Here is a 13,852-nt window from a genome sequence, read left to right on the forward strand (position 1 = left end):
TGGGGTTTTCCCCCTCGTGAAGACGGGGCTTCGCACCAGCGCGCCGGGACCGGTCGAACCACGAGACTCGTCGACGTACCCGGAACGCACATACCTCGGACTACGGGGCGGTACACGAACTTGCCGACCGACATAGGAGACATACCGTGACATCGGCTGTGACAATTCCCAGGCACGGGGGCACTGGAGAGCGTACGGCCGTTGCCGCGCGGGCGCGGCAGGTCGTGAAGGCGTACGGGTCCGGCGAGACCCGTGTCGTCGCCCTGGACCACGTCGACGTGGACATCGCCAGAGGCCGCTTCACCGCGATCATGGGGCCCTCGGGCTCCGGCAAGTCCACGCTGATGCACTGCCTGGCGGGCCTGGACACGGTGACGGGTGGTCAGATCTTCCTGGACGAGACCGAGATCACCGGCCTGAAGGACAAGAAGCTCACCCAGCTGCGCCGGGACCGGATCGGCTTCATCTTCCAGGCGTTCAACCTGCTGCCGACGCTCAACGCCCTCGAGAACATCACGCTGCCCATGGACATAGCCGGCCGCAAGCCCGACCGGGCGTGGCTGGACCGGGTCGTGGAGACCGTCGGCCTCGCCGGCCGGCTCAAGCACCGGCCGACCCAGCTCTCCGGCGGCCAGCAGCAGCGCGTCGCCGTGGCCCGCGCGCTCGCCGCCCGCCCGGAGATCATCTTCGGTGACGAGCCGACCGGAAACCTCGACTCCCGCGCCGGCGCCGAGGTGCTGGGCTTCCTGCGCCGCTCGGTGGACGAGCTGGGCCAGACCATCGTGATGGTCACCCACGACCCCGTCGCCGCCTCCTACGCGGACCGTGTGCTGTACCTGGCCGACGGCCGCATCGTGGACGAGATGCACCAGCCCACGGCCGATCAGGTCCTGGACCGCATGAAGGACTTCGACTCCCGGGGCCGTACGTCATGACCGTCCTGAAGACCTCCCTGCGCAACTTCGTCGCGCACAAGGGCCGCATGGCGCTCTCGGCGGTCGCGGTCCTGCTCTCGGTCGCCTTCGTGTGCGGCACGCTGGTGTTCACCGACACCATGAACACCACCTTCGACAAGCTGTTCCAGGCGACCGCGTCGGACGTCACGGTCAGCGCCGGCGGTGCCTCCGACACCGGGCAGACCACCTCCCGCACCGGCAAGCCGCCGGTCATGCCGGCCTCCGTCCTCGGCACCGTCCGCGGTGTCCAGGGCGTCCGCTCGGCCGAGGGCACGGTGTACTCGACCTCGGTGACCGTGATCGACGCCAAGAAGGACAAGCTGTCGCCGAGCAGCGGCGCGCCCACCATCGTCGGCAGCTGGAGCGGCAACGACGCCCGCACCATGAAGATCACCTCCGGCGCGGCGCCCAAGGGCCCGGACCAGGTGATGGTGGACAAGGACACCGCCGACAAGCACCACCTGAAGCTGGGCGACGACATCGGCATGATCTCGGTCGTCGGCACGCACCACGCCCGTGTCTCCGGCATCGCCGCCTTCGAGGTGACCAACCCCGGCGCGGCCGTCTTCTACCTGGACACGAAGACCGCCCAGCAGACCCTGATCGGCCGCACCGGCGTCTACACCGACGTCAATGTCACCGCTGCCAAGGGCGTGCCGGACGACCGGCTGAAGAAGGACGTCGCGGCCGCGCTCGGGCACGGCTACAAGGTGCGCACCGCCAAGGAGGTCGCCGACGCCAACCAGAAGAGCGTCGAGAGCTTCCTGAACGTCATGAAGTACGCGATGCTCGGCTTCGCCGGGATCGCCTTCCTGGTCGGCATCTTCCTGATCATCAACACCTTCTCGATGCTGGTCGCCCAGCGCACCCGTGAGATCGGCCTGATGCGTGCCATCGGCTCCTCCCGCAAGCAGGTCAACCGCTCCGTGCTGGTCGAGGCGCTGCTGCTGGGCGTGGTCGGTTCGGTGCTCGGCGTCGGCGCGGGCGTCGGCATCGCGGTCGGCCTGATGAAGCTGATGAGCGGCATGGGCATGGAGCTGTCCACGGACGACCTGACGGTCGCCTGGACCACGCCCGCGCTCGGTCTGCTGCTGGGCGTCGTGGTCACCGTGCTGGCGGCCTATCTGCCCGCCCGGCGGGCCGGCAAGGTCTCCCCGATGGCCGCGCTGCGCGACGCCGGTTCGCCGGCCGACGCCAAGGCCGGTGCCGTGCGCGCCGTGCTCGGCCTGCTGCTCACCGGCGCGGGCGTGGCCGGCCTGTACGTCGCCGCAACCTCCGACCAGGCCAAGACCGGCTCGGGCTGGCTGGGCCTGGGCGTGCTGTGCACCCTGGTCGGTTTCGTGGTCGTCGGCCCGCTGCTCGCGGCCGGCCTGGTCCGGGTCCTCGGCGTGGTGCTGCTGCGGGTCTTCGGCCCGGTCGGGCGGATGGCCGAGCGCAACGCGCTGCGCAACCCGCGCCGCACCGGTGCCACCGGCGCCGCCCTGATGATCGGTCTCGCCCTGGTGGCCTGCCTGTCGGTGGTCGGCTCCTCCATGGTGGCCTCGGCCACCGACCAGCTGGACAAGACCGTCGGCACGGACTTCATCGTCCAGGGCGACCAGGAGTTCGCCTTCGTCAAGCCGGAGATGGTGCGGCAGATCAAGGCCACGCCCGGCCTGGAGCGGGTCACCGAGTACAAGATCCTCGACGCGGACCTGACCACTCCGGACGGCAAGGTCGTCAAGAACGGGACGATCAACGCGGCCGACGCCACCTACGCCGAGGACGTGCGCACCAAGACGGTCGCCGGCCGCCTGGCCGACGCCTACCGGCCCGACTCCATGTCGGTCTTCGAGGGCTTCGCCAAGGAGCACGGCATCAAGGTCGGCTCCACGGTCACGGTCGCCTTCAAGGGCGGCAGGACCGCCAGGCTCACGGTCCGCGCCATCACCAGCGACGAGGTCGTGATCGACAAGGGCGCCATGTACGCGGCCATCCCCACCGTCGCGAAGTACATGCCGGCCGACAAGATGCCGCTCGACCAGATCGTCTTCGCCACCGCCGAGGACGGACAGCAGGCCGCCGCCTACGCGGCGCTGAAGCGGACGGTGCACGCCGACCCGGCGCTGAACGTGCGCGACCAGACCGACTTCAAGAAGGCGCTGAAGGACCAGATCGGGCAGCTGCTCAACATGATCTACGGCCTGCTGGCCCTGGCGATCATCGTCGCGGTCCTGGGCGTGGTGAACACCCTGGCGCTGTCGGTGGTGGAGCGGACCCGGGAGATAGGCCTGATGCGGGCCATCGGTCTCTCCCGCCGCCAGCTGCGCCGCATGATCCGCCTGGAGTCCGTGGTGATCGCCGTCTTCGGCGCCCTGCTCGGCCTCGGCCTGGGCATGGGCTGGGGCGCGACCGCCCAGAAGCTCCTCGCCCTCCAGGGGCTGAAGGTCCTGGACATCCCCTGGCCGACGATCATCGCGGTCTTCATCGGCTCCGCCTTCGTGGGCCTGTTCGCCGCCCTGATCCCCGCCTTCCGGGCGGGCCGGATGAACGTGCTGAACGCCATCGCCACGGATTAGCCGCGGACCGGCCGCCGGCCGGTCCGAGGTCCGCCGCAGACGGGGGTTGCGGGGGAGCACCCGGTGCCGGGACGTCCCGAGGGACGCCCGGCACCGGGTTTGTGCCGCCCGGACGCCTTTCCGGGGAACCCGGGGGCCGAGCCCCCGGTTGTCCACAGGCTCCGCCGGCCGCCCCGGCGGCGTCGTACGCTGGACACTCGTTGCCCACCCCTGGACGGAAAGCCCCATGAGCCTGCACGGTCTGCTCGACGCCGTCGTCAAGGACCCCGCCCTCGCGGAAGCGATCACGGCGGCCGCGGACGGCAACCGCATGCACGTCGACCTCGTCGGTCCCTCGGCGGCCCGCCCCTTCTCGGTCGCCGCCCTGGCCCGCGAGACCGGCCGCACCGTGCTCGCGGTCACGGCGACCGGCCGTGAGGCGGAGGACCTCGCGGCGGCGCTGCGCTCGCTGCTGCCGGCGGAGGGCATCGTGGAGTACCCCTCCTGGGAGACGCTGCCGCACGAGCGCCTCAGCCCCCGCAGCGACACCGTCGGCCGGCGCCTCGCCGTGCTGCGCCGCCTCGCCCACCCCCGCGCCGACGACCCCGAGACCGGCCCGGTCTCCGTTGTCGTGGCACCGGTACGGTCCGTGCTCCAGCCGCAGGTCAAGGGCCTCGGCGACCTGGAGCCGGTGTCCCTGCGCTCCGGTCAGAACGCCGATCTGAACGACGTGGTGGACGCCCTCGCGGCCGCCGCCTACGCGCGGGTCGAGCTGGTGGAGAAGCGCGGCGAGTTCGCCGTGCGCGGCGGCATTCTGGACGTGTTCCCGCCCACCGAGGAACACCCCCTGCGCATCGAGTTCTGGGGCGACGACGTCGAGGAGATCCGCTACTTCAAGGTCGCCGACCAGCGCTCCCTGGAGATCGCCGAGCACGGCCTGTGGGCGCCGCCCTGCCGCGAGCTGCTGCTCACCGACGAGGTGCGCGAACGCGCGCGGACCCTCGCCGAGGAACACCCCGAGCTGGGCGAACTCCTGAGCAAGATCGCCGAGGGCATCGCGGTCGAGGGCATGGAGTCCCTCGCCCCTGTCCTGGTGGACGACATGGAGCTGCTGCTCGACGTGCTGCCCCAGGGCTCGATGGCCGTGGTCTGCGACCCCGAGCGGGTCCGTACCCGCGCCGCCGACCTGGTGGCCACCAGCCAGGAGTTCCTCCAGGCGTCGTGGGCCGCCACCGCAGGTGGTGGCGAGGCCCCGATAGACGTCGGCGCGGCCTCCCTGTGGTCCATCGCCGACGTCCGCGACCGGGCGCGCGAGCTGGACATGATGTGGTGGTCCGTGTCGCCCTTCGCGGCCGGTGAAGAGCTCGACGCGGACACCCTGAAGCTGGGCATGCACGCGCCCGACACCTACCGCGGCGACACCGCCCGGGCCCTCGCCGACACCAAGGGCTGGCTCGCCGACGGCTGGCGCGCGGTGTTCGTCACCGAGGGCCACGGTCCGGCCGCCCGCACCGTCGAGGTGCTCGGCAACGAGGGCATCGCGGCCCGCATGGACGCCGACCTCGGCGAGCTGAGCCCGTCCGTGGTGCACGTCTCCTGCGGCTCGATCGAGTACGGCTTCGTCGACCCGGGGCTCAGGCTCGCCGTGCTCACCGAGACCGACCTGTCCGGGCAGCGCACCGCGAGCCGCGACGGCGCCCGGATGCCCGCCCGGCGCCGCAAGACCATCGACCCGCTCACCCTGGAGGCGGGCGACTACATCGTCCACGAACAGCACGGCGTGGGCCGCTACATCGAGATGGTGCAGCGCACCGTGCAGGGCGCCACCCGCGAGTACCTGGTGGTGGAGTACGCCCCCGCCAAGCGCGGCCAGCCCGGCGACCGCCTCTACATCCCCACCGACCAGCTGGAACAGATCACCAAGTACGTCGGCGGCGAGGCCCCCACCCTGCACCGTCTGGGCGGCGCGGACTGGACGAAGACCAAGGCGCGCGCCAAGAAGGCGGTCAAGGAGATCGCCGCCGACCTGATCAAGCTCTACAGCGCCCGCATGGCCGCCCCCGGCCACGCCTTCGGCACCGACACGCCCTGGCAGCGCGAGCTGGAGGACGCCTTCCCCTACGCGGAGACCCCGGACCAGCTCACCACCATCGCCGAGGTCAAGGACGACATGGAGAAGTCGGTCCCGATGGACCGCCTGGTCTGTGGCGACGTCGGCTACGGCAAGACCGAGATCGCGGTGCGCGCCGCCTTCAAGGCCGTACAGGACGGCAAGCAGGTGGCGGTCCTCGTGCCGACGACGCTGCTGGTGCAGCAGCACTTCGGGACGTTCTCCGAGCGCTACGCCCAGTTCCCGGTGAACGTGCGGGCACTGTCCCGGTTCCAGACCGACACCGAGGCCAAGGCGGTCCTGGAGGGCCTGCGCGAGGGCTCGGTGGACGTCGTGATCGGCACCCACCGGCTGTTCTCCTCCGAGACCAAGTTCAAGGACCTCGGCCTGGTCATCGTCGACGAGGAGCAGCGCTTCGGCGTCGAGCACAAGGAGCAGCTGAAGAAGCTCCGCGCCAACGTGGACGTGCTCACCATGTCGGCCACGCCCATCCCGCGCACCCTGGAGATGGCGGTGACCGGCATCCGCGAGATGTCGACCATCACCACGCCGCCGGAGGAGCGCCACCCGGTGCTCACCTTCGTCGGGCCGTACGAGGAGAAGCAGATCGGCGCCGCGGTCCGCCGCGAACTGCTGCGCGAGGGCCAGGTCTTCTACATCCACAACCGGGTCGAGTCGATCGACCGCGCGGCGGCCCGGCTGCGCGACATCGTCCCCGAGGCACGCATCGCCACCGCGCACGGCCAGATGTCGGAGGCGGCGCTGGAGCAGGTCGTGGTCGACTTCTGGGAGAAGAAGTTCGACGTGCTGGTCTCCACCACCATCGTGGAGTCCGGCATCGACATCTCCAACGCCAACACGTTGATCGTGGAGCGCGGCGACACCTTCGGCCTCTCCCAGCTGCACCAGCTGCGCGGACGCGTCGGCCGTGGCCGCGAGCGCGGTTACGCCTACTTCCTCTACCCGCCGGAGAAGCCGCTCACGGAGACCGCCCACGAGCGCCTGGCGACCATCGCCCAGCACACCGAGATGGGCGCGGGCATGTACGTGGCCATGAAGGACCTGGAGATCCGCGGCGCGGGCAACCTGCTGGGCGGCGAGCAGTCCGGGCACATCGCGGGCGTCGGCTTCGACCTGTACGTCCGCATGGTCGGCGAGGCCGTGGCGGACTACCGGCGGCAGCTGGAGACGGGTGAGGGGGAGGCGGAGGAGGCCCCGCTGGAGGTCAAGATCGAGCTGCCGGTCGACGCGCACGTCCCGCACGACTACGCGCCCGGCGAGCGGCTGCGCCTCCAGGCCTACCGCGCCATCGCCTCCGCCAACTCCGAGGAGGACATCAAGGCCGTCCGCGAGGAACTCACCGACCGCTACGGCAAGTTGCCCGAGCCGGTGGAGAACCTGCTGCTGGTGGCCGGGCTGCGGATGCTCGCGCGGGCCTGCGGCGTGGGTGAGATCGTCCTCCAGGGCACCAACATCCGCTTCGCGCCGGTGGAGTTGCGCGAGTCTCAGGAGCTGCGGCTCAAGCGGCTCTACCCCGGTACGGTCATCAAGCCGGCCGTGCACCAGGTGCTGGTGCCCCGCCCGAAGACCGCGAAGGTGGGCGGCAAGCCGCTGGTCGGCCGCGAACTGCTCGCGTGGGTCGGGGAGTTCCTCGCCTCCATCCTGGGCGCGTGACCCGCGGTCCGCGGGCGGTACCTCCTGACGGCCCCTTGAAGAGGATGTGATCCGGCGCACGGTCCCCGTGACCGTGCGCCGCCGCCCGAGCGCCAAGTGCCCTGGTTTGCGCCGCACTTGCCCCTGAATTCCGCCTTCGCCGCCCATCTGGCCCCCGTAAACGGGCAGTTAACGTGGTGGCGGAACGATCCGCCCCGCTTCAGGAGGCGGATCAGGGCGAGCAAGGGGGGCGCAGCGTGACGCGTCTGAAGAGTGGGGCGGTCGGTGCGGTGGTCGTACTGGCCGCGGTGACCGGCTGCAAGTCCGGGCAGAGTACGGGGGCCGCGGGGCCCGAGCCGAAGGGCGGCGGAGGCGCCGCGGTGGCCGCGGCCGACGCGCTGACCGTCAAGGGGCGTGCCCCGAAGACCGGTTACTCCCGCGACCGGTTCGGCAGCGCCTGGGCGGACACGGACTCCAACTCCTGCGACACACGGGACGACATCCTCAAGCGGGACCTGAAGGACGTGAAGTTCACCGGCGGCACCTGCAAGGTCACCTACGGCGTGCTGAACCCCGACCCCTACTCCGGCAAGGAGATCACCTACCGGCGCGGGCGCAGCAAGGTCGACATCGACCATGTCGTCGCCCTGTCGGACGCCTGGCAGAAGGGCGCCAAGTACTGGGACGCGAGCAAGCGCATCGCGCTGGCCAACGACCCGCTCAACCTCATCGCGGTCGACGCGAGCGCCAACCGCGGCAAGGGGGACGGCGACGCGGCCACCTGGCTCCCGCCGGACACCGCCTACCGCTGCACCTACGTGGCGACCCAGGTGGCGGTGAAGAAGAAGTACGGCCTGTGGGTGACCTCCGCCGAGAAGGCCGCGATGAAGAAGGTCCTGGCCGGCTGCCCGGACCAGAAGCTCCCCTCCGGCGGCAACCCGACCGAGGCCCCCTCGCGCTTCACGGCCCGCTGAGCCGGTGAGCCCGCCGGGCCGCCGTCCGGTGTCCGTCGGCGGCCGGCGGCGGGGCCGTCTCGTGGAGCGCCGCCGGTGCCGCGATGCGGTCGGCCGTGGGCGGGTGCGTCGTACGGCGACCGCGCTGCCCGGTGTCCCCGGACAGCGCGTCCCACCGCGTTCGGCGGGTGCCGTCCGCGAGCAGGAGGGCGAGCCCGCCGTGGTACCGCCCCGCCGGCGGCAGCAGTCCGGCCTCCTCGCCCATCAGCGCGAAGGCGCCGAGGCAGAGGTCGTCGGCCGCTTTCAGCGCGGGGACGCGGCGCAGGGCGTCGACCGTGGAGTCCCGCCCGGCGATCCGGGCGGCCACCCGGTCCGCCGCGTACTCCTGTCGGCGGCCGACCGCCTCGGTCAGGCGCGGCCACAGTCCCGCGTACGCGGTGAGGACGACGGCCGGCCGGTGGCCCGGGCCCCGCGCGGCGCCAGGCAACCCGCCAGGGTGACGACGGTGGGGCCCGGCCCGCGGAGCAGGGCGACGTCCACGACCGCAGGGCCCCGAGGTGCAGCGGGGCCGGCAGGTGGAGCACGGCCCGCAGACCGACCGCGAGCGCCGCGCGCGGCACGGCTCGCGGCGGGGCGCCGGGCACGCCGTGTGCCGTGCTCGTCCGGCCGGCGGGGTGGGACGTCGGCCGCGTCGGCCGCCGGGTCCTACTTCAGCCCGGACAGGACCGTCGTCGTCAGCTTCTTGGCGCTGGCGGCGCCGTCGTCGCTGCCGGCCGTGGACATCACGGTGACCACGGCGCTGCCGGAGCGGGCCGCGACGAGCGTGGTGCCGTTCTGCCAGGTGCCGCTCGTCAGGGTCAGGGTGTAGGCCTCGTCGCCGAGTCCGGCGGTGGTCTTGCCGGTGACCTTCACCGTGGCGTGCGTGTCGCTGTCCGTGAAGGTGGCGCAGGCGGTGGCGACGGACGCGAACTCCTTCATCACGGCCTTCGCGGTGGTGCCCTGGAACTCGTCGATCTCCTGGGCCAGGTCCTGCGTCTGGTCCTTGATCGCGTAGTCGTTCTGCGCGAACGACACGCCGCCCTTGTAGCCGGTCGCCTGGATCCAGGAGGTGCCCAGCAGCCGGGTGCAGTCGGTCTTGGCGGTGCTCTTGGCCTCCGGGGCGAGGAACTGGTCGCCGCTGTCCGCGGAGTTGTCGGCCTGGAGGGCGAACCCGGCCGGGAAGGCCGACGCGGGCGCCAGCGCCTTCTTCAGCTGCGTTCCGGTGGAGAGGCCGGCGTTGGGGTCCTTCGCCTTGGCCGGCTTGGTGCTCGCGGAGGAACCGGTGTCCGAGGAGCCGGAGGAGCAGGCGGTGAGGGCCAGGGGCAGGGCCGCCGCGACGGCGAGCAGGGAGGCGGCGCGGGACGAGAGACGCATGACAGTCCTTCAGGGCTGGTGGAACGGAGACGTGCGTACGGCGGGGGCCGTACCGCGCCCGGCGGGGAGCCGGGCGCGTGGGGGAGCGGGGTGGGGCGGGGGGCTCAGGGCTTCCCGGAGGCCGTCGCGCGGCCGACCGGGTCCTGTGTGCCGTGCGGCGTGGGCCCGGTGGCCGGCGACGGGCCCGTGGCGCCGCCGTGACCCCCGTCGTGGGCGACGCGGTCGGCGTGCGCCGACATGGTGCCGATGACCGCCACCCCCACGACGGCGCTCAGCGCGAGCCTGGCCTTCATGCCCATGGCGGCTGTCCCTCCCCGGAGCGGCGGCCTCCCCCTCCGGTGGCCGCTCGTTCGCTGGGTCAATAAGATCAGAGCTTGTGAACCGAGTCAACATGATTCCCGGCGAAGGGATATGGACACGTCGTGAATAGGTGGATCTTGTGTACGCCGGTATGCTCGGCGCACGTACCAGACGAGGGGAGCGGGCCGGTGCAGGACCAAGCGACAGAGGTGACCGCCGCCGGTATCGCGCGGCTCGCCGGGGTGGGCCGGGCCGCCGTCAGCAACTGGCGCCGTCGGCACGCCGACTTCCCCAAGCCGGTCGGCGGCACCGAGACCAGCCCGTCCTTCGCGCTCACCGAGGTCGAGGCGTGGCTGCGCAAGCAGGGGAAACTCGCCGAAGTCCCGTTGCGCGAAAGGGTCTGGCAGCAACTGGCCGGTCACCCCCAGGGCCCGCTCACCGCCCTGGTGCACGCCGGCTGCGCCCTGCTGCTGATCCATGAGCGCCCCACCGTCTGGCTCTCGGTGAGCGACGGTTCGGACGAGCGCCTGGCCCGGCTGCTGCCGGGCGCGCTGGAGCAGGTGCTGCTCCCGCGCCTCGGCGGCCCGATGGGCGTGGCGCTGACCGGCGGCGCGGCGCGGGACCCGTCGGCCGCTGTGAACACCCCGGACGGCACACCGGCGGTGGACGACACGCCCACGGCCCCGGCTGTGAACACCGCGGGGGCGGCACCAGGTGTGAACGGCCCGCTCCCGTTCCTCGCCTCGGTGCCCCTCCTGCGCGGCGTCGCCGACCTCGCCGCCGAGGCGGGGGCGCGGCAGACCTTCGAGTTCCTGCTGGGCCGGCACCTGGACGCCAACCCCCGCCAGTACACGCTCACCCCCGCCGAACTCGCCGCCCTCATGGCCGCCCTGGCCGGTCCGGCCCGCCGGGTGCTGGACCCGGCCTGCGGCACCGGCGCCCTGCTGCGCGCCGTGGACGCCCGCCCCGACCAGGAGCTGTACGCGCAGGACAGCGCCCCCGGCCTCGCCGCGCTCACCGCGCTGCGCCTGGCGCTGAACTCGCGCGCCGCCGTGCACGCCACCGCCGGGGACGCCCTGCGCGCCGACGCCTACCCGGAGCTGCGCGCCGACGCCGTGCTGTGCCACCCGCCGTTCAACGAGCGCAACTGGGGCCATGACGAACTCGCCTACGACCCCCGCTGGGAGTACGGCTTCCCGGCGCGCACCGAGTCGGAGCTGGCCTGGGTGCAGCACACCCTGGCCCGGCTCGCCGACGGCGGCACGGCGGTGCTGCTGATGCCCCCGGCCGCCGCCTCCCGCCGCTCCGGGCGCCGCATCCGCGCCGACCTGCTGCGCCGGGGCGCGCTGCGGGCGGTGCTGGCGCTGCCGGTCGGCGCGGCGCCGCCGTACAACATCCCGCTGCACGTCTGGGTGCTGCGCCGGCCCGAGCGGACGCCGGTGTCGCCCGAGGTGCTGCTCATGGACACCGGCAGGTTCGCCGGGGAGGGGCGCGGCGGTCCGGACTGGACGGCGGTGCGCGAGGCCGTGCTGGACGCCTGGCGGGACTTCGGGCGCGCGGAAGGGCCGGTGGAGCGGCCGGGGCTCGTCCGTGCGGTGCCGGTCATCGAACTCCTCGACGACGACGTCGATCTGGCGCCCGCCCGCCATCTTCCGCCGCCCGCCGTGGTCGACGGCGCGGAACAGCTCGCGGTGGTGCGCGAACGCCTCGGCGAGACCCTGCGCCGGACCGTCGAACTCACCCCGCCGCCCGCCGCGACGGCCCCGCCCGTGCGCAGGCCGCTCACCACCGTCGGCGAACTCGCGCGCGGCGGCGCGCTGGTGATGCGCACCGGCGGGAACGGCGGCCACGCGCGCCTGCCGGTGCTCACCGACGCGGACGTGCTCGCCGGGACGGCGCCCTCGGGGGCGCTGCCGGTGAGCGACGAGGAGGCCGTGCTGACCGAGCCGGGCGACGTCGTCGTACCGGTGCTCGGGGGCGGCTCGGTGGCCCGGGTGATCGAGGAGGACGCGGCCGGCGCCGTCCTGGGGCGCAACCTCGTGCTGCTGCGCCCCGATCGCACGGCGCTCGACCCCTGGTTCCTCGCCGGTTTCCTGCGCGGCACCGCCAACAACCGGCAGGCCAGCAGCTACGCCTCCACCGCGACCCGGCTCGATGTGCGCCGGCTCCAGCTGCCCCGGCTGCCGCTGGACGAACAGCGGCGCTACGGCGCCCGGTTCCGCGCCCTGGACGAGTTCGAGCGGGCGCTGCGGCACACGAGCCGGCTCGGGGAGCAGCTGATGCGCGGGATGTACGACGGCCTCACCGACGGCACCGTCGCCCCGGACTGACCCCTGACAACGGTTCGGTAGACCCCGGACACGTTGTCGGCGCCGGGCCATATGCTCGACTCGCACGCCCACTTCAGGCAACAGGAGCAGTCATGCAAGGCCACGGCTACGGACCGCCGGCGCAGCGGCCGCCGCACCCCGCGGTGCTGATCCCGCTGCGCGTGCTGTTCGTGGCGCTCGGCCTGCTCAGCCTGGGTTTCCTGGCCTGGGTGATGCAGCTGCGGCTGGCCGCCGTCACCCGCAGGCCCCTGGACTGGGCCCTGTTCGTGGCGGTGCTGCTGCTGGACGGCCTAAGCCTCGTGCTGGTGGGGAGCGACCCGGGCGACGACATCACCACCGCGCGCGGGTACGCGGGCCTGTACCTGCTGCTGGGCACCCTGGCGGGGGTGACCGTGTACTACCTGGTCGCGGAGATACGCCACTACGCCAGGCGGAACCAGGCGTTCCGCGCCCGGCAGGGCATACCGGCGCAGGGCATGCCGGCACAGGGCGCCCCGGCCTACGGCTACCCGGGCCCCGCGGCCCCCTACATCCCGCCCACCGCACCTGCCGCGCCCGCCGCTCCCGTGGTGCCCGGCGCCCCCGCCGCCCCGCCGATGTCGCCGCACACCCCGGTACCCGGGCCCCCGCTCCCGCACCGCCCGGCCCCCGCCCGCATCGACCAGGTGCGGGCCGAGCTGGACGAGCTCAGCGACTACCTGCGCAAGCAGGACGGGCAGCACGAGGGCGGAAGGTGAGCGTGGCGACCGGACGCCTCGTCGCCGGCCGCTACGAACTGTCCACCCTCATCGGCCAGGGCGGCATGGGCCAGGTGTGGACGGCGTACGACCGGCGGCTCGACCGGCGCGTGGCGGTGAAGCTGCTGCGCCCCGACAAGGTGGCCGGCCAGGAGGCCGACGAACTGCGCCGCCGGTTCGAGCGCGAGTGCCGGGTGACCGCACAGGTCGACCACCCCGGCCTGGTCACCGTGCACGACGCGGGCAGCGAGGGCGAGGAGCTGTTCCTCGTCATGCAGTACGTCGACGGCGCCGACCTCGCCGACCACCTCGCCGAGCACGACCCGTACCCCTGGCCGTGGGCGGTCGCGGTGGCCGCGCAGCTGTGCGCCGTGCTCAGCGCCGTGCACGCCGTGCCGATCGTCCACCGCGACCTCAAGCCGCGCAATGTGATGGTCCGGCAGGACGGCCTGGTCACCGTGCTCGACCTGGGCGTGGCCTCCGTCATGGACACCGACACCACCCGCCTCACCCACACCGGGTCCCCGATCGGCTCGCCCGCCTACATGGCGCCCGAGCAGGCGATGGGCGGCGCGGTCGGCCCGTACACCGACCTGTACGCGCTCGGGGTGCTGCTGCACGAACTGCTCAGCGGCGACGTGCCGTTCCGGGGCTCCACCGCGCTCGGCGTGCTGCACCGGCACCTGTACGAGCCCCCGCTGCCCGTGCGCCGGATCCGCCCCGAGGTCCCGGAGGCGCTGGAGACCCTGGTGCTGCGGCTGCTCGCCAAGGACCCGCAGCACCGGCCGGCCTCCGCGCAGGAGGTGTACGAGCACCTGGCGCCCCTGCTGCCCGCGCGTGGCACCCCCACCGGAGCGCCCCTG

The 13,852-nt window shown here is 72.9% G+C and carries 10 protein-coding genes; 7 read left to right on the plus strand and 3 right to left on the minus strand.

Annotation, left to right across the window (positions count from 1 at the left end):
- Positions 1 to 146 precede the first annotated feature (146 nt).
- The 4 genes from FRZ03_RS25430 (at position 147) to FRZ03_RS25445 (ending at position 8,230) form a co-directional block, all read left to right on the plus strand.
- Positions 147 to 935 carry an ABC transporter ATP-binding protein gene (locus FRZ03_RS25430; RefSeq protein WP_146467465.1) on the plus strand — a complete coding sequence of 263 codons (789 nt, stop codon included), beginning with the start codon at positions 147 to 149 and terminating at the stop codon, positions 933 to 935.
- Positions 932 to 3,514: an ABC transporter permease gene (locus FRZ03_RS25435; RefSeq protein WP_146467466.1), complete on the plus strand. Its 2,583-nt coding sequence runs from the start codon at positions 932 to 934 to the stop codon at positions 3,512 to 3,514. Before FRZ03_RS25430 ends, FRZ03_RS25435 begins: the two co-directional genes overlap by 4 nt.
- A 226-nt stretch (positions 3,515 to 3,740) precedes the next feature.
- Entirely contained in the window at positions 3,741 to 7,277 is a 3,537-nt protein-coding gene (gene mfd / locus FRZ03_RS25440) for a transcription-repair coupling factor (RefSeq protein ID WP_146467467.1), read from the plus strand.
- Positions 7,278 to 7,513: 236 nt separating this feature from the next.
- Positions 7,514 to 8,230 (plus strand): HNH endonuclease family protein, encoded by a 717-nt coding sequence (locus FRZ03_RS25445; protein ID WP_146467468.1) that lies wholly within the window; start codon positions 7,514 to 7,516, stop codon positions 8,228 to 8,230.
- Here FRZ03_RS25445 and FRZ03_RS25450 read toward each other — a convergent pair.
- From FRZ03_RS25450 to FRZ03_RS25460, 3 genes are all read right to left on the minus strand, one after another.
- On the minus strand, positions 8,217 to 8,696 hold the full coding sequence (locus FRZ03_RS25450; RefSeq protein ID WP_146467469.1) for a M48 family metalloprotease: 480 nt from the start codon (positions 8,694 to 8,696) through the stop codon (positions 8,217 to 8,219). The genes FRZ03_RS25445 and FRZ03_RS25450 overlap by 14 nt on opposite strands.
- Positions 8,697 to 8,914: 218 nt before the next feature.
- Positions 8,915 to 9,622 (minus strand): hypothetical protein, encoded by a 708-nt coding sequence (locus FRZ03_RS25455; RefSeq protein ID WP_146467470.1) that lies wholly within the window; start codon positions 9,620 to 9,622, stop codon positions 8,915 to 8,917.
- A 104-nt stretch (positions 9,623 to 9,726) separates the two neighbouring features.
- Positions 9,727 to 9,921: a hypothetical protein gene (locus FRZ03_RS25460; RefSeq protein ID WP_146467471.1), complete on the minus strand. Its 195-nt coding sequence runs from the start codon at positions 9,919 to 9,921 to the stop codon at positions 9,727 to 9,729.
- Positions 9,922 to 10,110: 189 nt separating this feature from the next.
- On the opposite strand from FRZ03_RS25460, the gene FRZ03_RS25465 reads away from it, so the two are divergent.
- The 3 genes from FRZ03_RS25465 to FRZ03_RS25475 all read left to right on the plus strand — a co-directional run.
- Positions 10,111 to 12,252: an N-6 DNA methylase gene (locus FRZ03_RS25465; RefSeq protein ID WP_146467472.1), complete on the plus strand. Its 2,142-nt coding sequence runs from the start codon at positions 10,111 to 10,113 to the stop codon at positions 12,250 to 12,252.
- Positions 12,253 to 12,344: 92 nt separating this feature from the next.
- The gene (locus tag FRZ03_RS25470; protein ID WP_146467473.1) at positions 12,345 to 12,989 is read left to right on the plus strand and encodes a hypothetical protein; all 645 of its coding nucleotides are present in this window, start codon (positions 12,345 to 12,347) and stop codon (positions 12,987 to 12,989) included.
- A 65-nt stretch (positions 12,990 to 13,054) separates the two neighbouring features.
- Positions 13,055 to 13,852: serine/threonine-protein kinase (locus FRZ03_RS25475; RefSeq protein ID WP_398661088.1), on the plus strand; the 798-nt coding region annotated here is incomplete at its 3' end.

The sequence above is a fragment of the Streptomyces misionensis genome, assembly GCF_007896895.1.
GTDB lineage: Bacteria > Actinomycetota > Actinomycetes > Streptomycetales > Streptomycetaceae > Streptomyces > Streptomyces misionensis_A.